Genomic DNA, 24,399 nt, shown 5'->3' on the forward strand with positions numbered 1-24,399 from the left:
TTTTGCCGGGTGGCGGCTTCGCCTTACCCGGCATAACCTCAATACATCAACTTCACCTGCTGCGCTTTCGCGTATGCCACCAGCTCGTCATCCGGGCGGCAATCACTGACGATGGCGTCAAAGCGCGACAGCTCTCCCATTCTTGCCGGACGGACCTTGCCAAATTTACTGTGATCAACCACCAGCACATGCTGCTGTGCGGCGTTGAGCGCCCACTGTTTCACCGGTAACTCTTCAAGATTAAAACAGGTTGCCCCCTGTTTCACATTCACGCCCGCCGCAGAGTAAAAGGCGATATCCGGGCATACATTGCTCAGCGTGTCCTGAATATTCAGCGGTTTGAAAATGGCGTTGCTGGCATGAAATTCGCCGCCACACAAAATCACCCGGCACGCCGGTTTCTCCTGCAAGGCCAGGAAGGTGTTTAGCGAATAACAGACGGCGGTAAAGGGAACGGTGCTGTCGATGGCCTCGATGATCCACGGGGTTGTCGTACCGCAGTCAAAAAACAGCGTTTGATGCGGCTGCACCAGCGAGGCGGCGAGCCGCGCGGCTTTGCGCTTCTCCTCCACCAGGCGTGTTTTTTGATCGCTTAACAGATAATGGCTGGCGCTACGCGGCTCCAGAACAATATACCCGCCAAGCAGCACAACGGGGGCGCTGTCGCTGTTCAGATCGCGACGAATGGTCATTTCAGACACGCCAAGCAGGGTAGCGGCTTCCTTAAGATGCAGCTTATCGCTGCGCTTCAGCGCCTGGAGCAGCTGAGCAATGCGGTCATCGCGACGTGTTTCCATAGATCCTCGGGCTAAAAAAGTGAGCCCCCGCAGGGCGGGGGCTCAAGTGTAACCTGACGGACCGGGGTTAGTCACGTATCCAGCCTTTGCGGATCGGAAGGGCAAACAGAACGCGATAGGCCTGTGATAATCCACGATAAAGCGCCGGACCAAAGAGGCTCCACAGGATGGCTGCGCTGACGCAGCCCATCAGTCCCACCAGGAAACCGCCGACCATATCCAGCGGCCAGTGCACGCCCAGGTAGACGCGGGACCAGGCGATGGCGACCGCCACGCCCATCAGCACTACGCCGGACCACAGGCGATGCCAGAACAGGAAGGCCAGCGCAAAGGTGAAGATCACCGTGCCGTGATCGCTCGGGAACGAGTCGTCCGGCGCATGGTGCAGGAAGTTGTAGCCGACGCGATCGACAAACGGACGATCGTGTGGGAAGGCGTGGCCCAGCACGTAGCTTGCCAGCACGCTGACGCCGATCGCCATCGCCATTTTGATCACCAGATGGCGCTGGGCGGTGACCTGTGTACGAGGTCCCCATAACCAGAGGATCACCGCCAGCGCCGGTACAATGCTGATCACATCTTTCGCAATGAAGGTGGCGAGATCGATCATCCATTCCGGTGACGACGGCGTGGCGTTGAGCAGGTAAAACAGTTCGTAGTTCAGATTTTCTAACATAATCTCGTTACTCTTTAGCAAACCAGGCGGAAACCAGCCCGTAAACCAGCACCTGGGAAAACCAGACCCACCACCCGGCCCACAGGTTGTGAGAGAAAAAATGCGCGCCGCGCATGACCTGCCCGAATCCCATCAGCAGCCCCATAACAACGCCCAACGCGACAAAGGTCCAGGCCAGGCGTGGACGTTCACGCCAGAAGGCAAAAAACAGCCCCATCACCATAAACCCGCTTGAGGCGTGGCCGCCGGGAAAGCAGCGTCCCGGTCCGCTGTCGGCCGGAATCGCGCTGAACAGGGGATACGAGACGGCTTTGCCGCCATACTCCACCAGATCCCACGGACAGCTGTGGTGGCTCATGCTTTTCAGGGCTCCTACAACGAGCGCGCCCAGACCCATCAGAAGCGCGGCCGTCACCAGCCGGGCATTGCGTCTGTAAGCCCCGTAAACCAGCGCGATGACGGCCAGGGCAATGGCCACATATTTCGCCAGCCGATGGTTGAGCAGATCCAGCAGCGGATTTTGCTGTAGCGGGAAATGATGCGTCGCCGCGTCATACCAGAAGCCGGTGATCCATCGGTCAAGCGATTCATCGCGCGAAAGCCAGGTAAAAAGCAGCGCAAGGACGATCAGCACGAAAAGCTGATAACCATAAAAGCGGGCAGGCAAACGGTAAAGGCGTTTTGTCTTATTTGTCGGTAACTTAGATAATTCTGAAGGGCTGACGGCGTGTGTCATAGTTTCGGTCAATAACGTGAAATAGCACTATCATAAGGAGGGCAACTTAAGGAAACCTTAAACAACAACGATAAGTGCGTTATTTCTGTTTTTTCACGTTAATTTGCTATCTCAGACAGCGGCAATTCATTACACTCATCGCGATTTTTTCATATTAAAGAGATTGCATGATAAACCGTTCTTCTTCCGGTAATCGTCTGGGTCGTCAGGCGTTACTTTTTCCTCTGTGTCTGGTGCTTTACGAATTCTCTACCTACATCGGCAACGACATGATCCAGCCAGGCATGTTGGCTGTGGTTGAGCAGTACAACGCAGGTATTGAGTGGGTACCTACATCGATGACCGCCTATCTCGCGGGCGGCATGTTTTTACAGTGGCTTTTAGGGCCGCTGTCGGATCGTATTGGCCGCCGCCCGGTGATGCTGACGGGCGTGGTATGGTTTATCGTCACCTGTCTCGCCACGCTGCTGGCGCAGAACATTGAGCAGTTTACGTTGCTGCGTTTCCTTCAGGGCGTGAGCCTGTGCTTTATTGGTGCCGTGGGCTACGCCGCTATTCAGGAGTCGTTTGAGGAGGCGGTATGTATCAAAATTACCGCGCTGATGGCGAACGTGGCGCTGATTGCACCGCTTCTGGGGCCGCTGGTGGGAGCCGCATGGGTCCACGTCGCGCCGTGGGAAGGGATGTTCGTGCTATTTGCCGCGCTTGCGGCCATCTCTTTCTTTGGTCTGCACCGTGCGATGCCGGAGACCGCCACCCGCCTGGGCGAAAAGCTCTCGCTTAAAGAGCTGGGGCGTGATTATAAGGCGGTGCTGAAAAACGGCCGTTTTGTCGCGGGCGCGCTGGCGACGGGCTTTGTCAGCCTGCCGCTGCTGGCGTGGATTGCCCAGTCGCCGGTCATTATCATCAGCTGCGAACAGCTTAGCAGCTATGAGTATGGCCTGTTACAGGTGCCGATTTTTGGCGCGCTGATTATCGGTAACCTGGTGCTGGCGCGTCTGACGTCACGCCGTACCGTGCGTTCGCTGATTATTATGGGCGGTTGGCCCATAGCGGCAGGGCTGATTATCGCGGCGGTGGCGACCGTAGCCTCGTCTCATGCGTACCTGTGGATGACGGCGGGGCTGAGCATTTACGCGTTTGGTATCGGCGTGGCGAATGCCGGTCTGGTACGCCTGACGCTGTTCGCCAGTGAAATGAGTAAAGGCACGGTCTCTGCCGCGATGGGGATGCTGCAAATGCTGATTTTCACCGTCGGAATTGAGGTGAGCAAGCATGCTTATGCTTTCGGCGGTAACGGGCTGTTCAGCCTGTTCAACCTCGCCAACGGCGTGCTGTGGATTGCCCTGATGGTGGTATTCCTGAAAGACAAACGCGTCGGAAACGCCCTGCAACCGTAATCCTTATCCCCTCTCCCCCCTGGGCGAGCTCGGGACAGTTCCCTCTCCCTGTGGGCTGAGGGATCCCCAGTAATTTGAAAGCAAAAGCGATAACGTTGCCTCAGAATAACTGAGGGCTTTCAGCGATGCCTCGGTCCGGCTGTAAATCGCTGAGGCGTTTCCTGTAGGCCGGGGCGAGGCGCAGGGATGCGCCGAGAGGGCGGGCTTTACAGGGATGTTACCTCCGCCCGTCCCCGATAAGCCGGAAGGAATAAGCCGAAGGCACCTCGAAGCGGCGATTTTCCGCCGGAAGCCCGGGTCGCCAGGGTGGTGGCGACTGAGCCACCCTGGCACGTTCACCGGTCATGTCGTGACAGAGTAGCAAGGAACATAAAGTGAACGGAATGACCACCAGAGCCGTATGTTCCCCCTCACCCCAGCCCTCTCCCTCAAGGGAGAGGGGGCCGTCTGTGCAGGCATTATTTTGTGGGGAACCCTCAGCCCTGTGGGAGAGGGTTAGGATGAGGGCACCAGAGCGCACGGAATCAATTAAACGGCGCCTCCCCGTCCAGCACCCTATCAATTACGTCCAGCACCCCTTCGTCATTATTGTTCGGCGCTTCATAGCGGGCCACCGCCTTAATGTGCGGTCTGGCATTGGCCATCGCGAAGCCAAACCCAGCCTGGCGCAACATCTCCACGTCGTTACCGCTGTCGCCAAAGGCCACCACTTCACTGTCCTCAATGCCCCAGCGCGCTTGCAGGATCCGCAGGCCGTTAGCTTTGTGTACGCCGGGGATAATCAGGTCGATACTGCCGTGTCCCGTGGTCACCGGCACCATGATGTCGCCAAGCTTCTCATGCAGCAGCGCCTGAATGCGCGGAATTTCGTCGTCAGAGACGTTTAGCCCGAATTTGAAGAAAATATCGTTGAGGTTGTCAAAGCTGCTGACGCTTTCAAGGCGGTGATAGTATTTCGCAGCAATCTCTTTGAAGAGGTCGTTATACGTTTTCAGCGTGTAGGCGCTGTTTTTTCCGCAGGCAATTATCTCAATGCCGGGCACGTCGTTTAACAGGGTGGCGACGGTCAGAAAATGCTCTTTCGACAGTTCGCCGTTAAACACGTCTTCGCCCGCATCTACCACCCAGCCCCCGTTTTCGGCGACGAAGGCAATTTCATGGGCGATCTCCGGGAAAAATGAGATCAGCTGGTAGTACTGGTTTCCGCTGGCGACCACAAAACGGATGCCTTGCGCTTTCATGCGCGCGTACTGCGCCAGAAAACGCGCGCGGTTATAGGTTTTCGCATCGCTCAGGAAGGAGCCATCCATGTCGACTGCAATCAGTTTAACGCTCATATCCCTTCTCCATTGACGTTGTTTCTGCTTCCGGTTTTGCCACCGCTCGCGCCACCAGGGCGGCAATAATGACTAACCCTAATACCACCAGCATCGCGCTGCGTAACCCGTAGTGCTCACCGAGGAATCCAAGCAGCGGCGGGCCCACCAGGAAAGCGAGGTAGCCCGTGGTCGCCACGACGCTCACGCGCGTCGGCGCGTCGGGGCCGGTATCGCTGGCAGCGGAAATGGTCAGCGGGAAGCCAAGGGAGGCGCCCAGTCCCCACAGGATCACCGACACGCCGGCAATCCAGTCCACATCCACAAAGATAATCATCGCGATGCCCAGCCCGCCCAGCAGGGCGCTGGCACGGACGACAGCCACGCGGCTGTAACGGTCGATAAACCAGCCCCCGGTAAAGCGTCCGACGGTCATGCCGAGCGTAAACCCGGCGTAAATCAGCGAGCCGGAGGTGGGGCTAAATCCGTGCCCGTCCACCATCAGTAACGGTAGCCAGTCGTTGGCGGAGCCTTCAGCAAACGCCATCGCCAGCACCACCACGCCAATCAGCATTAGCTGGAAATCACGATAAAAGGGCAACCCTTTTTCCGCAGACTTCTGTTCGTCCGTGGCGTGTTGTCCTGTGCCTGCGGGAATAGCCCTGATGCCGGTGAGGATCGGGATAATACAGACCAGCGCCGCCAGCAAAATGTGCACATTGGCCGCAATGCCCAGCGCCGTCAGCGCCATCCCCACGCCCGCGCCCGCCAGCGTGCCGAGGCTGTAAAAACCATGCATCATCGGCAGCACCGTTTTGTTCATCGCCTGTTCGACGGCGGCCCCCTCGACGTTAATGGCCACTTCCGCCGCACCAAAGCTGCCGCCAAATACCATCAGCCCAAGGGCAAACATCAGCGGCGAGGCGAACCACAGCGCCACGCTCAGACCGAGCATTCCCACCACGGCGCAGCACATGGTGGTGCGAATCACCGCGCGCGTGCCAAAGCGCTTCACCAGCCAGGCCGAGCAGAGGATGCCGCTCATCGAGCCAATCGACAGGCCAAACAGTACGATCCCCATCTCCGCCGTCGAGACGGACAGCGTATCGCGGATTGCCGGGGTGCGCGTTGCCCAGGAAGCCATCAGCAGCCCGGGGATGAAGAAGAACATAAACAGCGCCCACATGCGCAGATGCAGGGCTTTGCGAGGAGAAGTTAGCGTCATTGGGATCAGCACCAGAAGTACAACAATAGCGACAACACTAGCAACTTTGTGTACATTTGTACACAAACTGGATGAGGATTTTATGAGCAGACCACCGAACGACCCTAACCGCCGCGAGAAGATACTCCAGGCGACGCTGGACACCATTGCTGAGCACGGTATTCATGCCGTCACGCACCGCAAAATTGCCACCTGCGCAGGCGTGCCGCTGGGGTCGATGACCTACTATTTCGACGGGATGGAGTCGCTTCTGGAGGAGGCCTTCACGTGGTTTACGCAGCAGATGTCTCAGCAGTACCGGGATTTCTTCGCGGGGGTGACCGGGCGGGAGAGGGCGTGCGAGGCCATTACCACGCTGATCCACAGTTCAGCCGTGACCACGCCACACAATATGGCGCTGATGTATCAGTTATACGCGTTTATGCACCGCAGCGCCGCGCTGAAAACGGTGATGCAGGACTGGATGAAGATGAGCCAGACTACGCTTGAGCAGTGGTTTGATTCGGCCACCGCCCGTGCGCTGGATGCGTTTATCGAGGGGATGACGCTGCATTTTGTAACCGACCGGTCGCCGTTAACCCGGGAGGAGATCCGGGTGATGGTGGGGCGGATTGCGGGCGAGGATACCGTCTGATAGCACTCACCCCGGCTACGCTTACTGGCGGGAGATTTTTTTCCCGTTGGCGTCAACGACGACTTCGCCATCTTCCTTCGTAAATGCCCCTTTTTGCGCGTCCGGAAGGATGTCGAGAACGACTTCAGAAGGGCGGCACAGACGGGTACCCAGCGGCGTCACCACAATCGGACGGTTAATCAGAATAGGGTATTGCAGCATGAAATCGATAAGCTGGTCGTCGGTGAAATGTCCCTGTGAAAGGCCCAGTTGCTTATAAGGCTCGACGTTTTTGCGCAGCAGATCGCCTATGGAAATCCCCATATCTGCAATCAGCCTGGTCAGTTCATCACGCGACGGTGGGTTCTCAAGATAGAGAATAATTTCGGGTTCCGTACCGCTGTTGCGGATCATCTCCAGCGTATTGCGCGACGTGCCGCAGGCCGGGTTGTGGTAGATAGTGATATGGCTCATATCCGTTACTCATTACAGTGTGAAGGAGAGACGTAGCGCCAGCGCGGCAAGCGTCACAAAGAGAACTGGCAGCGTCATTATGATGCCCGTCCTGAAATAGTAGCCCCAGGTAATAGTCATGTTTTTCTGTGCCAGCACATGAAGCCATAGCAGGGTAGCCAGGCTCCCGATGGGGGTAATTTTCGGCCCCAAATCGCAGCCAATCACGTTAGCGTAAATCATCGCCTCTTTAACCAACCCTGTTGCAGCACTACCCTCAATGGAGAGCGCGCCAATCAGCACCGTTGGCATATTGTTCATTATGGATGACAGGAAGGCGGTGATAAATCCGGTTCCCAGCGTGGTGACCCAGAGTCCGTATCCGGCTAAGTAATCAAGAACGCCTGAAAGAGACTCCGTCAGCCCGGCGTTGCGCAGGCCATACACCACCAGATACATCCCCAGCGAGAAGATAACAATTTGCCACGGCGCGCCGCGCAGCACTTTTCCGGTGTTAATGGCGTGCCCGCGTTTAGCAACGGCAAACAAAATCAGCGCGCCAGTTGTTGCGATAGCGCTGACCGGGATACCCAGAGGTTCAAGCACAAAGAAACCGACGAGCAGTAGCAGCAGCACGATCCAGCCCGTTCTGAACGTCGGCAGGTCGTGAATGGCCAAAGCAGGCTCGCGGAGTTTTGCCAGGTCATATTCCGGCGGTATTTCCTTGCGGAAGAACAGATGCAGCATCACCAGCGTTGCGGCAATTGCGGCGATATCAACCGGGATCATCACCGAGGCGTATTCGCTAAAGCCCAGCTTAAAGAAGTCCGCTGAGACGATGTTGACCAGGTTGGAGACAATCAGCGGCAGGCTGGCGGTATCGGCGATAAATCCCGCCGCCATCACGAACGCCAGCGTAGCCTGCTTGCTGAACCCCAGCGCCAGCAGCATGGCGATAACGATAGGCGTCAGGATCAATGCCGCACCGTCATTGGCGAACAGCGCCGCCACGGCCGCACCCAGCAGCACGATCCAGGTAAACAGCAACCGCCCGCGACCGTTTCCCCAGCGAGCAACGTGCAGCGCCGCCCACTCGAAAAAGCCGGACTCATCCAGCAGCAAACTGATAACGATTACCGCGATAAACGTGGCCGTCGCATTCCAGACGATATTCCACACCACAGGGATATCGTTAATGTGGATCACGCCGCTCATCAGCGCCAGCGCGGCGCCAATGGTCGCGCTCCAGCCGATGCTGAGCCCTCTGGGTTGCCAGATGACCAGCACCAGTGTGAATAAAAAAATCGCTCCTGCCAGAAACATCTTTTACTCCGTTATATCTGTTTTTGTGAATGTGTCGTGGTCAGCAAGGGCCCGGGAGGCGGTTTTTCAGCTTCATACGTGTCTCTTCTCGCAGGCAGTTCCAGCTGTTATCGATAACGGTTGCCGCCCACGCGGGCATGTTGGGAGAGAGACGGTAGTAGATCCATTTACCCTCACGACGATCGATGACCAGCCCGGCCTCGCGCAGTAAGGCCATATGGCGCGAGACTTTCGGCTGCGGCTCGTTGGTAGCGGAACAGAGATCGCAGACGCACAACTCGCCCGCCTCACGCAGAAGCATGACGATGGAGAGGCGCGTTTCGTCGGAGAGGGTTTTGAAGAGCTGGATGGGGTGTAGCATCGGGTGATCCTGCGTGGTTTTTTGTCATATTCATTAAATCATATATGTTTGTGGCGAGTGAGGGAAGGGCAATAAGGGCAAATAATTGCCCTCAGTGAAGTACCACTACGTTGAGCCGTCGTCTTTGAGCCACAGACAGGGCGGGATTAGAAGATTAATGATTCCTGGTTTTGTTGAATATCTTCAATGTTATGAGACAGACGATCGTTGCAGATGTTAACAGAATCAAAATATCAATATTTGTATATGTTTCGTACATTGTCTCCGCATTAATATCACCATAGATGAAGCCGCAAATAGCAGTTGCAACGTCGTGGTTAATATAAGCTGTTGAAGGACCCAGCATACGTCCTGCCAGGAAGCTAATTAACACAAACCAGACGGCCTTAAGTAGTCTTGAGCCCCATTTACGGGCAAGGGTAGTGATATCCACCGTCAATAACCTCAATACTATTGCACGCGATATGTGAACGCATACATGGGACCTAAATAAATTCCGGTTTCAGAAGAGCGATTCCGAAATTGGAGTGGTGAGCGAGCTTTATGTAGACTTCTGCCGCTATCCCCGGATGAAGCCTTCATTCCTTTTCCTGTCATCAGGTGGATTAATTCGTTCCAGCTTATGCCAGCTGCCTGTATCGAAGTTCAAACCCGATCATATCTACGCTCAATCGTTGTTCTTTTAAGATATTGACCAGGCAAAATTTAACCGCGCAAGAAGATCAGCTATACCGCCATGGAAATAAGGTAGTGTTATAAGTAATTGATAGGGAGGGTATTAATTTCAGGAAACAAAAAACCCATCAACCTTGAACCAAAAATGGCGGGGTTGATGGGCTCCACAAATTGGGGACATCAAAGAAAAGCAGTGGCACTAGTTATGACTACACCCTGCGTAAAAAGTTCTGCGCGTAACGAAAATTTTTTGCGCCACACGCAAACTTAAGAGTTATCCGAGTCCTGGCCAGATAATGATGATCAGCGTACCTGCCAGCGTCAACAGTACGTTGGCGATCGCGTACGTGCCTGCATAGCCCAGTGCCGGGATGTTGCTGCGCGCGGTGTCGCTGATGATCTCCATCGCCGGTGCGCAGGTGCGCGCGCCCATCATCGCGCCGAAGAGCAGGGCGCGGTTCATGCGCAGCACGTAAGCGCCGAACAGGAAACAGATCACCACCGGTACCAGGCTGACGATAAGTCCGGAAACCAACATTTGCCAGCCGACCGCGCCCAGGCCGTTGCCAATGCCGCTCCCGGCGCTTAAGCCGACACCCGCCATAAAGACCATCAGACCGAACTCTTTCACCATGTTCAGCGCACCCTGAGGGATATAGCCGAAGGTGGGATGGTTCGCTCGCAGGAAGCCCAGCATGATCCCGGCGAACAGCAGACCGGCTGCGTTACCAATGCCGAAGCTAAAGTTGCTGAACTGGAAGGTGATCATCCCGATCATCAGGCCGACAATGAAGAAGGCGCAGAAGGCTAACAGGTCCGTCACCTGGCTGTGGATCGAGATAAAGCCGATACGGTCGGCAACGGTTTTAACACGTCGGGCATCGCCGCTAACCTGCAACACATCGCCTTTATTGAGCACCACGTTATCGTCGATAGGCATTTCAATCTGGCTGCGGATCACGCGGTTGAGGAAACAACCGTGGTCGGTCAGCTTCAGCTGTGCCAGACGGCGGCCCACGGCATTGTGGTTTTTCACCACAATCTCTTCGGTGACAATACGCATGTCCAGCAGGTCGCGGTCAAACACCTCTTTCCCGTTGCGGAAGCTCGGATCGAGACGCGCGTGGGCGTCCGGGTAGCCAACAAGGGCGATGTCATCGCCCATCTGGAGCACCGCGTCACCGTCCGGGTTTGCCAGAATGCCGTTACGACGGATACGTTCGATGTAGCAGCCGGTCTGACGGTAGATCCCCAGCTCGCGCAGGTTTTTCCCGTCGGTCCAGGCAACCAGCTCCGGCCCGACGCGGTAGGCGCGGATCACCGGCAGGTAAACTTTACGTTTGGAGTCCGTGTCCAGGCCGCGCTCGCGGGCGATGGTCTGGGCGCTGGTCTGGAGATCCTGATGCTGAAGTTTTGGCAGATAGCGCGCGCCAACAATCAGGCTCACCAGACCAATCAGATAGGTCAGGGCATAGCCCAGACTCAGGTTGTCCAGCGCGGAGGAAAGCGGCGTGCCGGCCATGCCAGAATGACGAAGCGTATCCCCCGCGCCGACAAGCACCGGTGTGGAGGTCATCGAGCCTGCCAGCATACCGGCCGTTAAGCCGATGTCCCAGCCAAACAGCTTGCCCAGCCCTAACGCAATCAGCAGGGCGCTGCCGACCATCACCAGCGCCAGCATCAGGTAATTTTTGCCATCTCGGAAGAAAATGGAAAAAAAGTTCGGACCGGCTTCCACGCCTACGCAAAAAATAAACAGCATGAAACCTAAGTTAAGCGCGTCCGTGTTAATACTGAAATGTTGTTGACCTAATAACAGGGAGACGACTAAAACGCCAATGGAATTACCAAGTTGAACTGAACCCAGGCGTAATTTACCCAGACAAAGGCCCAGCGCCAGTACCACAAATAATAACAGGATGTAATTCCCATTTAACAAGTCTGCGACGTTTATATTCACGGAGGCTAACTTCTTGTTTACCAGTAAGTTGTTGAATGAAAGGACTATTTGGGCTACTGTTTTCAGAGTCAGGGAATCACTTTGCATCTCCCTGCTTCCTGATAAATACCCTAAACACTAGCAGTCGGTTAGTTTAATCGTAATAGCTACCGACAGCCACCTATTATCGCACGACTTCTGTGCGTGCTTTGGCAAGGATTGCCGCATTGCTTTATCTGACTGGGCGTCCACCGGACGATTTTTGTATTTGATAGAGATAAGTCAGGAGGATAGTTTGAACTTTAAACGAAACTGGGCTGGCGTAATCAGCTGTTTTTTGCTGTTTACGGTCGTTTGCATGTCACTCGCTTTTAACGTGAAAGGCGCCTTCAGAGCGTCCGGTCATCCCGAGCTGGGCCTGTTGTTCTTCATCCTGCCGGGGGTAGTAGCCGGTTTTCTCTCACGTAAAGGCGAGGTGGTGATGCCGCTTATTGGGGCAATGCTTGCGGCCCCGCTCTGCCTGCTTCTGATGCGCGTGCTGTTTCTCTCGTCGAGAAGCGTCTGGCAGGAAGTGGCGTGGCTACTGAGTGGCGTTTTCTGGTGTGCGCTGGGCGCGCTCTGTTTCTTATTTACGCGCAGCCTGCTGCAACAGCGGAAGCACCGTAAATAAAAACGCCCTCAGGGTGAGGGCGTCTTCGCATTACTGAGCCGCAAACAGGCCCAGGTGTTCTTTGGCGTAGGCCTCAAAATCGGTGCAGCCGCCGATGTGTTTCTGATCGAGGAAGATCTGCGGCACGGTTTCAACCGGTTTACCCACGGTTTTTTCCAGATCGGCTTTAGTGATGCCTTCCGCGTGGATATCCACGTAACGGAAGTTGAAATCATCACGTTCTTCAGTCAGTTTCTCTGCCAGCTCTTTCGCGCGTACACAGTAAGGGCATCCTGGACGACCAAAAATTACTGCAAACATTTCTCTCTCCTCAAAAAACAAGCCTGACGGCGAATAGCGCCTATAGTGCACGATAACCTGCCGTCATGGAAAGAAGGTTTCACCTGTCACTTTGATACAGTCAGGCTATGTTTCGCCAATTACATCAGGTGGATCATTGCCTATACTGGCTGCCATACGTTTTACGCAACACAAAGAGAGACAAAATGACGCCAACCATTGACCTGCTTCGTTCCCACCGTTCCATTCGCCATTTCACCGATGAGCCAATTACCCAGGCGCAGCGGGACGCGATCATCGACAGCGCAAGAGGCACCTCCAGCTCCAGCTTTTTGCAGTGCAGCTCCATTATCCGCATCACCGATCCGGCGATGCGTGAGCAGCTGGTAACGCTGACGGGCGGACAAAAGCACGTTGCCCAGGCGGCTGAGTTCTGGGTGTTCTGCGCCGATTTTAACCGTCACCTGCAAATATGCCCTGAGGCCGAGCTGGGGCTGGCGGAACAGCTGCTGCTGGGCGTTGTGGATACGGCACTGATGGCGCAAAACGCGTTCACGGCGGCGGAATCTCTGGGGCTTGGCGGCGTCTATATTGGCGGGCTGCGTAACAACATCGAAAGCGTGACGGAACTGCTGAAGCTGCCGAAACACGTGCTGCCGCTGTTTGGTCTGTGCCTCGGCTGGCCGGCGGATAACCCGGATCTGAAGCCGCGCATTCCTGCTGCGATGCTGGTGCATGAAAACCACTACCAGCCGGTCGACCAGGACGTTCTGCATCAATACGATGAAGAGCTGGCGAACTACTATCTGACGCGTGACAGCAACAACCGCCGCGACACCTGGAGCGACCATATTCGTCGCACCATCATCAAGGAGAACCGCCCGTTCATTCTCGACTACCTGCACAAACAGGGCTGGGCAACGCGGTAGTCCATTCCTCCTGCGCCTCGTGTATGATAGGCAGGCTTTTACCATGTCTTTAGAGAGGTGCAGGGTGAAAATTGCCATATTGTCCCGGGATGGAACGCTCTATTCATGTAAACGCCTGCGAGAAGCGGCGGCGAAACGCGGACATCAGGTTGAGATCCTCGATCCGATGTCCTGCTATATGAACATCGACCCTGCGGCGTCGTCGATTCATTACAAAGGCCGCAAACTCCCGCATTTTGATGCGGTAATTCCCCGTATTGGCTCCCAGATCACCTATTACGGCACGGCCGCGCTGCGTCAGTTTGAAATGCTGGGAAGTTATCCGCTCAACGAGTCCGTGGCGATCTCCCGCGCCCGCGATAAGCTGCGCTCGCTGCAACTGCTGGCGCGCCAGGGGATCGATCTGCCCGTCACCGGGATTGCCCACTCCCCGGACGACACCAGCGATTTAATCGATATGGTGGGCGGTGCGCCGCTGGTCATTAAGCTGGTGGAAGGTACGCAGGGTATTGGAGTGGTACTGGCGGAGACGCGTCAGGCGGCGGAAAGCGTGATCGATGCGTTTCGCGGTCTGAATGCCCATATTCTGGTGCAGGAGTATATTAAAGAGGCTAAAGGGTGCGACATCCGCTGCTTTGTGGTGGGCAATGAAGTGGTGGCCGCTATAGAGCGGCAGGCGAAAGAGGGCGATTTTCGCTCTAACCTTCACCGCGGCGGTATCGCACGGGTGGCCCTTATCAGCGAGCGCGAGCGTGAGATTGCGGTGAAAGCGGCGCAGACGCTGGGCCTGGACGTGGCGGGGGTCGATCTGCTGCGTGCCGACCGCGGGCCGTTGGTGATGGAAGTTAACGCCTCGCCGGGGCTGGAAGGGGTGGAAAAAACCACAGGCGTCGATATTGCAGGTAAAATGATCGCATGGATTGAACGCCATGCGACGCCGGGATTTTGCCTGAAAACGGGCGGTTAAATGGATCGGCGCGCACTTTTTGCGTAATCTGGACAACGTTTTTATTTAAGAGGCTGCACTGCGATGGATTTACAGGTCGTACCTACACTGGATACGTTACGTCAATGGCTCGATGATGCCGGTATTACTTTCTTCGAATGCGACTCCTGCCAGGCGCTGCATCTGCCTCACATGCAAAATTTCGACGGCATTTTCGATGCCAAAATCGATCTGATTAACGACGTGATCCTTTTCTCCGCGCTGGCTGAAGTAAAGCCGTCCGCGCTGCTGGCGCTGGCATCCGATCTGTCAGCGATCAACGCCAGTTCTTTGACGGTGAAAGCGTTTCTTGACATACAGGATGATAATCTGCCAAAGCTGGTGGTTTGCCAGTCTTTATTCTCCGGCGCGGGGCTCTCCTTCAAGCAGTTCGCCTGGTTTATGCGCCTGAGCGAAGAGCAAATTTCCATGGTCATGATGGAAGCCAACGCACATCACCTGCTGTATAGCGCGGAAGATGACGCCGAGAATAATGATGCATCTCCCAATTTTCTCCACTAAGCCTGTCTGACTTTTGCGCAGTCGCTGCCAGAGCGGCTGCATAACACCGTTTTTTCTGCTGCTTTTAACCTTTCTTTAAAGAATTTTTCACCTCCTCTCCGGCCGTTTCGGCTTATCACGTAGACATAATCTGCATAAAAAATTGATAAAAGGCGTTTTTTCGTCTGGGCTATAGCCGGAGACACGGGCTACAGTTATTCTTGCGGTGCTTAAAAAAGCGAGCGGAACCTGCCGGGATGAGGGGGGTATTTTATTTCGGGCAGAGCGACAAACTATGCATGATTATTGCATATCTTCAGACTGCACAGTTTTGGTTCGTTTGTTAACGAACTTTCAGAAGGAATAACAATATGATCGCCTTGAATAAAAAATGGTTATCGGGTCTGGTTGCGGGTGCTCTGATGGCCGTCTCTGCCGGCACGCTCGCTGCGGAACAAAAAACGCTGCACGTCTATAACTGGTCTGACTATATTGCGCCGGATACCGTCGCCAATTTTGAAAAAGAGACCGGCATTAAGGTTGTCTACGACGTATTCGATTCCAACGAAGTGCTGGAAGGCAAACTGATGGCGGGCAGCACCGGTTTCGATCTGGTGGTGCCGTCGGCAAGCTTCCTGGAGCGTCAGCTGACCGCCGGTGTCTTCCAGCCGCTGGACAAGAGCAAATTACCGAACTGGAAAAACCTCGATCCGGACGTGCTGAAGCTGGTGGCGAAGCACGACCCGGACAACAAATACGCGATGCCTTACCTGTGGGCGACCACCGGTATTGGCTATAACGTGGATAAAGTCAAAGCGGCGCTGGGCCCGGACGTCAAGCTGGACAGCTGGGACGTGGTGCTGAAGCCGGAAAACCTCGAGAAGCTGAAAAGCTGCGGCGTCTCTTTCCTCGATGCGCCGGAAGAGATTTTCGCCACCGTGCTTAACTATCTCGGCAAGGATCCAAACAGCAGCAAGGCTGACGACTACACCGGTCCGGCAACCGACCTGCTACTGAAGCTGCGTCCAAATATTCGCTACTTCCACTCCTCTCAGTATATCAACGACCTGGCGAACGGGGATATCTGCGTGGCCATCGGCTGGGCGGGCGACGTCTGGCAGGCGGCTAACCGCGCGAAAGAGGCAAAAAACGGCGTGAATGTTTCCTACTTCATTCCGAAGGAGGGGGCGCTGGCGTTCTTCGACGTCTTCGCGATGCCGGCTGATGCGAAAAACAAAGAGGAAGCGTATCAGTTCCTCAACTACCTGATGCGTCCGGACGTGATTGCTCACATCAGCGACCACGTCTACTACGCCAATGGTAACAAGGCCTCCGAGCCGCTGGTGAGCGAAGAAATCCGCCATAATCCGGCGATCTACCCGCCAGCCGATGTGTTTGCCAAGCTCTTCACCCTGAAAGTGCAGGAACCAAAAATTGACCGTGTGCGTACCCGCGCGTGGACCAAGGTGAAAAGTGGTAAGTAACGGCGTTTGATATCGTTGCCCGGTAGCGCCGTCGCTTACCGGGCCGACAAATACCGTAGGCCGGGCAAGCGTTAGCGCCGCCCGGCGATGCGCACCCTGACGGTGCGTTTGCACCAGTGTTGATCTATGCCGGAGAGCACCCCGTGAATGACGCGATCCCCCGCCCGCAGGCGAAAGTCCGTAAAGCGCTGACCCCGCTTCTTGAAATTCGTAACCTCACCAAATCCTTCGACGGCCAGCATGCCGTGGACGATGTCAGCCTGACGATCTACAAAGGTGAAATTTTTGCTTTGCTTGGCGCATCCGGCTGCGGTAAATCGACCCTGCTGCGCATGCTGGCCGGGTTTGAACAGCCCACCGCCGGGCAGATCGTGCTGGATGGGGTAGACCTCTCCAGCGTGCCGCCGTACCAGCGGCCCATCAACATGATGTTCCAGTCCTATGCCCTGTTCCCGCACATGACCGTCGAGCAGAACATCGCCTTCGGCCTGAAGCAGGACAAACTGCCGAAAGCCGAAATCACCGCGCGCGTGGCGGAGATGCTGAGCCTGGTGCATATGCAGGAGTTTGCGAAGCGTAAGCCGCATCAGCTTTCCGGCGGCCAGCGTCAGCGCGTGGCGCTGGCAAGAAGTCTGGCGAAGCGTCCAAAATTATTACTGCTCGACGAGCCGATGGGCGCGCTGGATAAAAAGCTGCGCGACCGGATGCAGCTGGAAGTGGTGGATATCCTCGAGCGCGTGGGGGTGACCTGCGTGATGGTGACTCACGACCAGGAAGAGGCGATGACCATGGCCGGGCGCATTGCGATCATGAATCGCGGTAAGTTCGTGCAGATCGGCGAGCCGGAAGAGATTTACGAACACCCGACAACCCGCTACAGCGCGGAGTTCATCGGCTCGGTGAACGTCTTCGAAGGGCTGCTGAAGGAGCGCCAGGACGACGGTCTGGTGATTGAATCGCCGGGGCTGGTACACCCGCTGAAGGTTGATTCTGATAACTCCGTGGTGGACAACGTGCCGGTTTACGTTGCCCTGCGCCCGGAAAAAATCATGCTTTGCGATGAGCCGCCCGCCGATGGCTATAACTTTGCCGTGGGCGAAGTGGTGCACATTGCCTATCTCGGCGATCTGTCGATTTACCATGTGCGCCTGAAAAGCGGCCAGATGCTCAGCGCCCAGTTACAGAACGAACACCGGTATCGCAAGGGACAGCCAACCTGGGGCGACGAAGTGAGCCTCTGCTGGGATGCGGACAGTTGCGTAGTCCTGACGGTATAAGGAGCGGTCATGAGTACACTTGAACCTCCAGCCCGCGTCAAAAAACCGGGCGGTTTCGCGCTCTGGCTGGCGCGCATACAGATGGCGCATGGCCGCAAGCTGGTCATCGCCATGCCCTATATCTGGCTGATCCTGCTGTTTCTGCTGCCGTTCCTGATCGTCTTTAAGATCAGCCTGGCGGAGATGGCGCGGGCGATCCCACCGTATACCGATCTGTGGGAGTGGGCCGACGGGCAGCTGACGCTGACCGTAAACCTCGGTAATTTCCTGCAACTGACCGACGATCCGCTCTATTTCGAAGCCTATTTGCAGTCGTTACAGGTTGCGGCTATTTCTACGATTTGCTGCTTGTTGATGGGCTACCCGCTGGCGTGGGCAGTGGCGCACAGCAAGCCGTCGACGCGAAATATTTTACTGCTGTTGGTCATTTTACCGTCGTGGACGTCGTTCCTGATCCGCGTGTACGCGTGGATGGGGATCCTGAAGAATAACGGCATACTGAATAACTTCCTGCTGTGGCTTGGGGTGATCGACCAGCCGCTGACGATCCTGCATACCAACCTTGCGGTGTATATCGGGATTGTCTATGCCTATCTGCCGTTTATGGTGCTGCCGATCTATACGGCGCTGACGCGTATTGATTACTCGCTGGTGGAAGCCTCGCTGGATCTCGGCGCACGCCCGTTGAAGACTTTCTTCAGCGTCATTGTGCCGCTCACCAAAGGCGGGATCATCGCCGGATCGATGCTGGTGTTTATCCCGGCTGTCGGGGAGTTTGTGATCCCGGAACTGCTCGGCGGCCCGGACAGCATCATGATTGGCCGCGTGCTGTGGCAGGAGTTCTTCAATAACCGCGACTGGCCGGTGGCCTCGGCGGTGGCGATTGTCATGTTACTGCTGCTGATCGTGCCGATCATGTGGTTCCATAAACATCAGCAGAAACAGATGGGAGACCACGGATGAACAACTTACCGGTAGTACGCTCCCCGTGGCGAATTGCGATCCTGATTATCGGCTTTACCTTCCTGTATGCGCCAATGCTGATGCTGGTGATCTACTCGTTCAACAGCTCTAAGCTGGTCACCGTCTGGGCGGGCTGGTCGACGCGCTGGTACAGCGAGCTGTTCCACGATGATGCGATGATGAGCGCGGTGGGGCTGAGCCTGACCATTGCGGCGCTGGCGGCGACGATGGCCTGCGTGCTGGGCACGATTGCCGCGCTGGTGATGGTGCGCTTTGGCCGTTTCCGCGGGGCAAATGGTTTTGCGTTTATGATCACCGCCCCGCTGGTCATGCCGGACGTGATCACCGGGCTGTCGCTGCTGCTGCTGTTTGTCGCGCTGGCGCACGCCATCGGCTGGCCAGCGGATCGCGGGATGCTCACCATCTGGCTGGCGCACGTCACCTTCTGTACGGCATATGTGGCGGTGGTCATCTCCTCGCGGCTGCGCGAGCTGGATCGCTCCATTGAAGAGGCGGCGATGGATCTCGGCGCCACGCCGCTGAAGGTCTTTTTCATCATCACGCTGCCGATGATTATGCCGGCGGTGATCTCCGGCTGGCTGCTGGCGTTCACGCTCTCGCTCGACGATCTGGTTATCGCCAGCTTTGTGTCGGGACCGGGCGCGACGACGCTGCCGATGCTGGTCTTCTCCAGCGTGCGGATGGGGGTGAATCCGGAGATCAACGCCCTGGCCTCCATCATCCTTGGCGTGGTCGGAATTGTCGGATTTATCGCCTGGTATTTGATGGCGCGCGCGGAAAAACAGCGTGTGCGCGATATCCAGCGTGCAAGACGCGGCTGAAGGAATTACTATTTCCAGTGATGTGCCGCGTATGACGCGGCACTGTTTTTCAGGGAAGTAAAAACATTGGGATTCTTACAAAAAACACGTCATTCGCACGCCCGTCCGAACGTCCCTGCGCTGGTGCAGGTGGCGGCGCTCGCCATTATTATGATCCGCTGTCTGGATGTGCTGATGATAATGAACACGCTGGGTCCGCGCGGAATGGGGGAATTTATTCACCGCAGCGCGCAGACGTGGAATCTGACGCTGGTGTTTCTCAGCAGCCTGATGCTGGTGTTTATTGAGATCTACTGTGCGTTCTCGCTGGTGAAAGGCCGTAACTGGGCGCGCTGGGTGTATCTGCTGACGCAGATCACCGCCGCAGGCTACCTGTGGGCCGCCTCGCTGGGCTATGGCTATCCGGAGCTGTTCAGCATACCCGGTGAGTCGCGACGTGAGATTTTCCATTCACTGGTGATGCAAAAACTGCCGGATATGCTGGTTCTGTTCCTGCTATTTGCACCAGCTTCGAGCCGGCGGTTCTTCCGCCTGCAATAATGTGTATAATCGCAGCCCTCGTGTTTCTTAAGGTTTTCATATGCAGTGCGCACTCTACGACGCCGGACGCTGCCGCTCCTGTCAGTGGATAGAACAGCCGGTCTCTCAACAACTCACCGCCAAAATGGCCAACCTGCAACAGCTGCTGGCAGCACACGCGGTGGGCGAGTGGTGCGCACCCGTCAGCGGCCCGGAGCAGGGCTTTCGCAATAAAGCCAAAATGGTGGTCAGCGGCAGCGTTGAAAAGCCGCTGCTGGGGATGCTGCACCGCGACGGTACGCCGGAAGATTTAACCGACTGCCCGCTGTATCCCGCCTCGTTTGAGCCGGTGTTTAGCGCTCTGAAACCGTTTATCGCCCGGGCGGGGTTAACGCCCTATAACGTTGCCCGCAGGCGCGGCGAGCTGAAATACCTTCTGCTGACCGAAAGCCAGATCGACGGCGGGATGATGCTGCGCTTTGTGCTGCGTTCGGAAAACAAGCTGGAGCAGCTGCGCGCGGCACTTCCGGGATTGCAGCAACAGCTTCCGCAGCTCAAGGTTATCACCGCAAATATTCAGCCGGTGCATATGGCGATCATGGAAGGGGAGAAAGAGATCTTCTTCACCGAACAGCATGCGCTGGAGGAGCGTTTTAACGGCGTGCCGCTGTGGATCCGTCCGCAAAGCTTCTTTCAGACTAACCCCACCGTCGCCAGCGCGCTGTACACCACCGCGCGCGACTGGGTGCGTGCGTTACAGGTTCATCACATGTGGGATCTGTTCTGCGGCGTCGGCGGCTTTGGCCTGCACTGTGCCACGCCAGACATGCAGCTCACCGGCATTGAGATCTCCGCCGAAGCGATTGCCTGCGCGAAGCAGTCCGCCGCGGAGCTGGGGCTGACGAATCTGCACTTCCAGGCGCTGGACTCCACGCAGTTCGCGACCGGGCAGGGCAACGTGCCGGAGCTGGTGCTGGTGAACCCGCCGCGCCGGGGCATCGGCCAGGCGCTCTGCGACTACCTGAGCCAGATGGCGCCGGAGTACATCGTCTACTCCAGCTGTAACGCGCAGACCATGGCGAAGGATATCGCCAGCCTGCCGGGCTACCGCATCGCGCGCGTTCAGCTTTTCGATATGTTCCCCCATACCGCCCATTATGAAGTGTTGACGTTGTTAACCAAAGCGTAGGCCGGGTAAGGCGAAGCCGCCCCCCGGCATAAACCCCACACAATGTTCAACAAAATGTGAACTCTTCCCCCGCTCGAAATCAGGTAAGCTTACGACATAACAAATGATTGAAGGCTTACCCATGAAGCAGATCCTGCTGGTAGAAGATGACCACGATATCGCGGCACTCCTGCGTCTTAACCTGGAAGATGAAGGCTACGCCATTACCCACGAGCCCGACGGGGGCAACGCCTTACAGCGTCTTGAAACACAGCCGTGGGACGCGGTGATCCTCGATCTGATGCTGCCGAATGTTGATGGTCTGGAGATTTGCCGCCGTATCCGCCAGATGACCCGTTACCTGCCCATTATCATCATTAGCGCCCGCAGCAGTGAAACTGACCGTATTACCGGCCTGGAAACCGGGGCGGATGATTATCTGGCAAAACCTTTCTCGGTGCAGGAGCTGATTGCCCGCATTAAGGCGCTGTTCCGCCGACATCAGGCGATGGGCCAGGCGCAGACGGACGGCATTATTCAGGCGCACGGTCTGACTATCGATCCGCTGGCGCGCACCGTGCGTCTTAACGGTCAACACGTCGATCTCACTCCGCGTGAATTTGAACTGCTCTATTTTTTTGCTCGCCATCCTGGAGAGGTCTTTTCACGGCTGGCATTGCTGGAGCAGGTGTGGGGGTATCAGCACGAAGGCTACGAACACACCGTCAACACCCATATTAACCGCCTGCGCATCAAAATAGAAAAAGATGCCGCCGAGCCGGAGATCGTTCGCACCGTCTGGGGCAAAGGCTACAAATTCGCGGAGCAGAATCATGATGCGTCGCTTTAGCCTGAGCCAGCGCCTGACGCTGCTGTTTACGGTGTTACTGCTGCTCTGCGCCACCGTCGCCTGTGCGGTGCAGCTCTACAGTAGCATGCAGTACGGCAACGCGATGGTGCAGCGGCTCTCCGGCGGGCTGGCGCAGCAGATTGTGCAGCGGGAAGCGATTCTGGATTCGCAGGGCAGGGTGGATCGCAGCGCCTTAAAACCGCTGTTCGACCGGCTGATGACCTTTAATCCGAGCGTCGAGCTGTATGTTGTCTCGCCTGATGGCGATATCCTGGCCGATGCCGCCCCGCCGGGGCACATTCAGCGGCAAAAAATTGACCTCGCGCCGATACAGAATTTCCTGAGCGGGACGGTGATGCCGGTGTTTGGCGACGATCCCCGAAGCCAGAATAAGAAAGTCTTCAGCGCCACCCCGCTGCGGCAGGACGGCGAGCTGAAGGGGTATCTGTACATTATTTTGCAGGGGGAAGAGTCCAACGCGCTGGCGGAGATGGCCTGGCACAAAGCGCTCTGGAGTACGGCGCTGTGGTCGATGCTGCTGGTGGCGCTGTTTGGTCTGCTGGCGGGGGTGCTGCTCTGGTACTGGGTGACGCGCCCGGTTAAAGAGCTCACGCTGGACGTGGCCGGGCTGGAGCAGGACAGCATCAGCGCGATTAAGCAGCTGGCGGCCCAGCCGCTTGAGCCTGCCGGCCAGGATGAAGTGGCGATCCTGCGCAATACCTTTATCGAGCTGGCGCGCAAAATCACCTCTCAGTGGGATCGGCTGGCCGACAGCGACCGCCAGCGCCGGGAGTTTATCGCCAACATTTCGCACGACTTACGCACCCCGCTGACGTCGCTGCTGGGTTATCTGGAAACGCTGTCGCTCAAATCCGCCACGCTGTCGCCGCAGGAGCATCAGCAGTACCTCGCTACCGCGCTGCGTCAGGGGCAAAAGGTACGCCATCTGTCGCAGCAGCTGTTCGAGCTGGCGCGTCTTGAGCACGGCGGCATCAAGCCCCAGCGCGAACGTTTTGCCATGGCTGAACTGATTTCCGACGTGGCGCAGAAGTTTGAGCTTACCGCCCGCACGCGCGAGGTGAACCTGCGTATTGATGTGCCGGGGCGATTGCCGCTGGTGAACGCCGACGTGTCGATGATCGAGCGCGTGGTCACTAACCTTCTGGATAACGCCATCCGTCATACGCCGAGCGGCGGAGAAATTCGTCTGGCGGTCTGGCAGGAGAATGAACGACTTCAGGTCGAAGTGGCAGACAATGGTACGGGCGTAGATGCCTCGCTGCGCGACGATTTGTTCCAGCGGCCTTCAGCGTTAAATCCTCAGGCGTCGCGAGAGAACCGTGGGGGATTAGGGCTGTTAATCGTGAAGAGAATGCTGGAGCTGCACGGCGGTGGGATCAGGCTGATGGAGTCCGTGAGCGGGGCGCGGTTCAGGTTCTTTGTACCGCTATGAGAAATTGCCGGGTGGCGCTGCGCTTATCCGGCCTACAGACCACCCCCGCAGGCCAGACCACCCGGCAAAAAGAGATTACTGAGGGAACCACTGCTCGCTGATTTTCTGGTACGTACCGTCAGCTTTGATCGCTTTCAGCGCGCCGTTCAGTTTCTCAAGCAGAGCCTTGTTATCCGGACGCACGGCAATACCGAGGCCAGTGCCGAAATACTGCGGATCGGTCACTTTCTCCGTCGCTGTACCCAGCTGCGGGTTGGTTTTCAGCCACTCATTCACGACTGCGGTGTCGCCAAATACGCCATCGATACGGCCATTTTTCAGGTCGATAATGGCATTCTGGTAGCTGTCGTAGGCCACGGTTTTCACTTCAGGATGCTTGTCCTGGAGGTATTTCTGGTGCGTGGTGCCGTTCTCCATGCCGATGCGCTTGCCTTTCAGCTCGTCGAAAGATTTATAAGCTCCTTTCTTCGCAATCACCACCGCAGAGTTCGCGTAGTACGGGTCGGTGAACGCGACCTGCTTGCTGCGCTCTGGCGTAATGTCCATGCCGGAGATCACCGCATCGTATTTTTTAAATTTCAGGGACGGGATCAGGCTGTCAAACGCGTGGTTAGTAAAGGTGCAGTCGGCCTGCATCTGTTTGCACAGCGCTTTCGCCAGGTCAATGTCGAAACCGACGATCTGGTTGCTGGCATCCAGCGATTCAAACGGCGGATAGGTGGCAGAAACGCCAAAATTGATTTTATCGGCGGCGGATGCGCCAGCGGCGAAGGTTGCGAGTAATGCGGCCAGAACTAACTTTTTCATTGTAATGCTCCCGTCTGTCTTATTGATGCGCCGTGTCTGCGGCCTGGATGTACAATGCCAGTTAATGAATTTATATGCAATAAAAATGATTAAGTATTATTTTAATCACAAAAAAAAGCGGATAACCCATCAGGTTACCCGCTCCATGAATACCGTTT

At 56.4% G+C, this 24,399-nt stretch carries 25 protein-coding genes; 14 read left to right on the forward strand and 11 right to left on the reverse strand.

The features are described from left to right. Positions 1 to 38 precede the first annotated feature (38 nt). The 3 genes from deoR to L384_RS08515 all read right to left on the reverse strand — a co-directional run bounded on the left by deoR (position 39) and on the right by L384_RS08515 (position 2,209). Positions 39 to 797 carry a DNA-binding transcriptional repressor DeoR gene (gene deoR / locus L384_RS08525; RefSeq protein ID WP_022650678.1) on the reverse strand — a complete coding sequence of 253 codons (759 nt, stop codon included), beginning with the start codon at positions 795 to 797 and terminating at the stop codon, positions 39 to 41. A gap of 67 nt (positions 798 to 864) precedes the next feature. Beyond that, complete coding sequence (ybjG, locus tag L384_RS08520) at positions 865 to 1,473, reverse strand: undecaprenyl-diphosphate phosphatase (protein ID WP_003858405.1); 609 nt, start codon at positions 1,471 to 1,473, stop codon at positions 865 to 867. 7 nt (positions 1,474 to 1,480) lie between these two features. After that, positions 1,481 to 2,209, reverse strand: a complete 729-nt coding sequence (locus tag L384_RS08515) for a phosphatase PAP2 family protein (protein WP_022650679.1) — start codon at positions 2,207 to 2,209, stop codon at positions 1,481 to 1,483. A gap of 167 nt (positions 2,210 to 2,376) precedes the next feature. Between L384_RS08515 and L384_RS08510 the strand changes: the two genes are divergently transcribed. Then, the gene (locus L384_RS08510; protein WP_023324376.1) at positions 2,377 to 3,609 is read left to right on the forward strand and encodes an MFS transporter; all 1,233 of its coding nucleotides are present in this window, start codon (positions 2,377 to 2,379) and stop codon (positions 3,607 to 3,609) included. A gap of 524 nt (positions 3,610 to 4,133) precedes the next feature. On the opposite strand, the gene L384_RS08505 is transcribed toward L384_RS08510, so the two are convergent. Both L384_RS08505 and L384_RS08500 read right to left on the reverse strand, forming a co-directional pair. Next, entirely contained in the window at positions 4,134 to 4,946 is an 813-nt protein-coding gene (locus tag L384_RS08505; RefSeq protein WP_022650681.1) for a Cof-type HAD-IIB family hydrolase, read from the reverse strand. Further along, positions 4,936 to 6,150 carry an MFS transporter gene (locus L384_RS08500; protein ID WP_022650682.1) on the reverse strand — a complete coding sequence of 405 codons (1,215 nt, stop codon included), beginning with the start codon at positions 6,148 to 6,150 and terminating at the stop codon, positions 4,936 to 4,938. Before L384_RS08500 ends, L384_RS08505 begins: the two co-directional genes overlap by 11 nt. A gap of 82 nt (positions 6,151 to 6,232) precedes the next feature. Between L384_RS08500 and L384_RS08495 the strand changes: the two genes are divergently transcribed. Then, positions 6,233 to 6,784: a TetR/AcrR family transcriptional regulator gene (locus L384_RS08495; protein WP_023315709.1), complete on the forward strand. Its 552-nt coding sequence runs from the start codon at positions 6,233 to 6,235 to the stop codon at positions 6,782 to 6,784. A 21-nt stretch (positions 6,785 to 6,805) separates the two neighbouring features. Here the strand turns inward: L384_RS08495 and arsC are convergent, their stop codons facing one another. The 4 genes from arsC to L384_RS08470 form a co-directional block, all read right to left on the reverse strand. Next, complete coding sequence (gene arsC, locus L384_RS08490; protein WP_023324377.1) at positions 6,806 to 7,237, reverse strand: glutaredoxin-dependent arsenate reductase; 432 nt, start codon at positions 7,235 to 7,237, stop codon at positions 6,806 to 6,808. A gap of 12 nt (positions 7,238 to 7,249) precedes the next feature. Next, positions 7,250 to 8,539 (reverse strand): arsenic transporter, encoded by a 1,290-nt coding sequence (locus L384_RS08485; protein ID WP_023324378.1) that lies wholly within the window; start codon positions 8,537 to 8,539, stop codon positions 7,250 to 7,252. A 40-nt stretch (positions 8,540 to 8,579) separates the two neighbouring features. Further along, the gene (locus L384_RS08480; protein ID WP_023324379.1) at positions 8,580 to 8,900 is read right to left on the reverse strand and encodes a metalloregulator ArsR/SmtB family transcription factor; all 321 of its coding nucleotides are present in this window, start codon (positions 8,898 to 8,900) and stop codon (positions 8,580 to 8,582) included. A gap of 949 nt (positions 8,901 to 9,849) precedes the next feature. Further along, positions 9,850 to 11,535 (reverse strand): aspartate:alanine antiporter, encoded by a 1,686-nt coding sequence (locus L384_RS08470; protein ID WP_032610193.1) that lies wholly within the window; start codon positions 11,533 to 11,535, stop codon positions 9,850 to 9,852. A 274-nt stretch (positions 11,536 to 11,809) separates the two neighbouring features. Between L384_RS08470 and L384_RS08465 the strand changes: the two genes are divergently transcribed. After that, positions 11,810 to 12,184, forward strand: a complete 375-nt coding sequence (locus L384_RS08465) for an inner membrane protein YbjM (protein ID WP_017384878.1) — start codon at positions 11,810 to 11,812, stop codon at positions 12,182 to 12,184. A 30-nt stretch (positions 12,185 to 12,214) separates the two neighbouring features. Here the strand turns inward: L384_RS08465 and L384_RS08460 are convergent, their stop codons facing one another. Beyond that, on the reverse strand, positions 12,215 to 12,484 hold the full coding sequence (locus L384_RS08460) for a GrxA family glutaredoxin (protein WP_006809455.1): 270 nt from the start codon (positions 12,482 to 12,484) through the stop codon (positions 12,215 to 12,217). A gap of 185 nt (positions 12,485 to 12,669) precedes the next feature. On the opposite strand from L384_RS08460, the gene nfsA reads away from it, so the two are divergent. The 11 genes from nfsA to L384_RS08405 all read left to right on the forward strand — a co-directional run bounded on the left by nfsA (position 12,670) and on the right by L384_RS08405 (position 23,434). After that, on the forward strand, positions 12,670 to 13,392 hold the full coding sequence (gene nfsA, locus L384_RS08455; RefSeq protein ID WP_003858388.1) for a nitroreductase NfsA: 723 nt from the start codon (positions 12,670 to 12,672) through the stop codon (positions 13,390 to 13,392). Positions 13,393 to 13,456: 64 nt separating this feature from the next. Continuing rightward, positions 13,457 to 14,359 carry a 30S ribosomal protein S6--L-glutamate ligase gene (gene rimK, locus L384_RS08450; protein ID WP_032608931.1) on the forward strand — a complete coding sequence of 301 codons (903 nt, stop codon included), beginning with the start codon at positions 13,457 to 13,459 and terminating at the stop codon, positions 14,357 to 14,359. A 63-nt stretch (positions 14,360 to 14,422) separates the two neighbouring features. After that, positions 14,423 to 14,899 carry a YbjN domain-containing protein gene (locus tag L384_RS08445; RefSeq protein WP_003858385.1) on the forward strand — a complete coding sequence of 159 codons (477 nt, stop codon included), beginning with the start codon at positions 14,423 to 14,425 and terminating at the stop codon, positions 14,897 to 14,899. Positions 14,900 to 15,249: 350 nt separating this feature from the next. Next, positions 15,250 to 16,362, forward strand: coding sequence for a spermidine/putrescine ABC transporter substrate-binding protein PotF (gene potF, locus L384_RS08440; protein WP_023324380.1), 1,113 nt, complete (start codon positions 15,250 to 15,252; stop codon positions 16,360 to 16,362). Between the two features lie 143 nt (positions 16,363 to 16,505). After that, positions 16,506 to 17,639 (forward strand): putrescine ABC transporter ATP-binding subunit PotG, encoded by a 1,134-nt coding sequence (gene potG, locus L384_RS08435; RefSeq protein ID WP_017693732.1) that lies wholly within the window; start codon positions 16,506 to 16,508, stop codon positions 17,637 to 17,639. A 9-nt stretch (positions 17,640 to 17,648) separates the two neighbouring features. Continuing rightward, positions 17,649 to 18,602, forward strand: a complete 954-nt coding sequence (gene potH / locus L384_RS08430) for a putrescine ABC transporter permease PotH (RefSeq protein WP_003858381.1) — start codon at positions 17,649 to 17,651, stop codon at positions 18,600 to 18,602. Next, a complete protein-coding gene (gene potI / locus L384_RS08425) occupies positions 18,599 to 19,444 on the forward strand; it encodes a putrescine ABC transporter permease PotI (protein ID WP_003858378.1) in 846 nt (281 codons plus the stop codon). Before potH ends, potI begins: the two co-directional genes overlap by 4 nt. Positions 19,445 to 19,486: 42 nt before the next feature. Beyond that, on the forward strand, positions 19,487 to 19,984 hold the full coding sequence (locus L384_RS08420; protein WP_086527936.1) for a YbjO family protein: 498 nt from the start codon (positions 19,487 to 19,489) through the stop codon (positions 19,982 to 19,984). 40 nt (positions 19,985 to 20,024) lie between these two features. Next, the gene (rlmC, locus tag L384_RS08415; RefSeq protein ID WP_023324381.1) at positions 20,025 to 21,152 is read left to right on the forward strand and encodes a 23S rRNA (uracil(747)-C(5))-methyltransferase RlmC; all 1,128 of its coding nucleotides are present in this window, start codon (positions 20,025 to 20,027) and stop codon (positions 21,150 to 21,152) included. A gap of 121 nt (positions 21,153 to 21,273) precedes the next feature. Continuing rightward, a complete protein-coding gene (locus L384_RS08410; protein WP_023324382.1) occupies positions 21,274 to 21,981 on the forward strand; it encodes a response regulator transcription factor in 708 nt (235 codons plus the stop codon). Further along, positions 21,965 to 23,434, forward strand: a complete 1,470-nt coding sequence (locus tag L384_RS08405) for a sensor histidine kinase (protein ID WP_022650691.1) — start codon at positions 21,965 to 21,967, stop codon at positions 23,432 to 23,434. The genes L384_RS08410 and L384_RS08405 overlap by 17 nt, the downstream gene beginning before the upstream one ends. A gap of 75 nt (positions 23,435 to 23,509) precedes the next feature. Here the strand turns inward: L384_RS08405 and artJ are convergent, their stop codons facing one another. Further along, a complete protein-coding gene (artJ, locus tag L384_RS08400; protein ID WP_015571008.1) occupies positions 23,510 to 24,241 on the reverse strand; it encodes an arginine ABC transporter substrate-binding protein ArtJ in 732 nt (243 codons plus the stop codon). Positions 24,242 to 24,399: the final 158 nt, after the last annotated feature.

The organism is Enterobacter sp. MGH 38, assembly GCF_000492855.1.
Lineage (GTDB): Bacteria > Pseudomonadota > Gammaproteobacteria > Enterobacterales > Enterobacteriaceae > Enterobacter > Enterobacter hormaechei_C.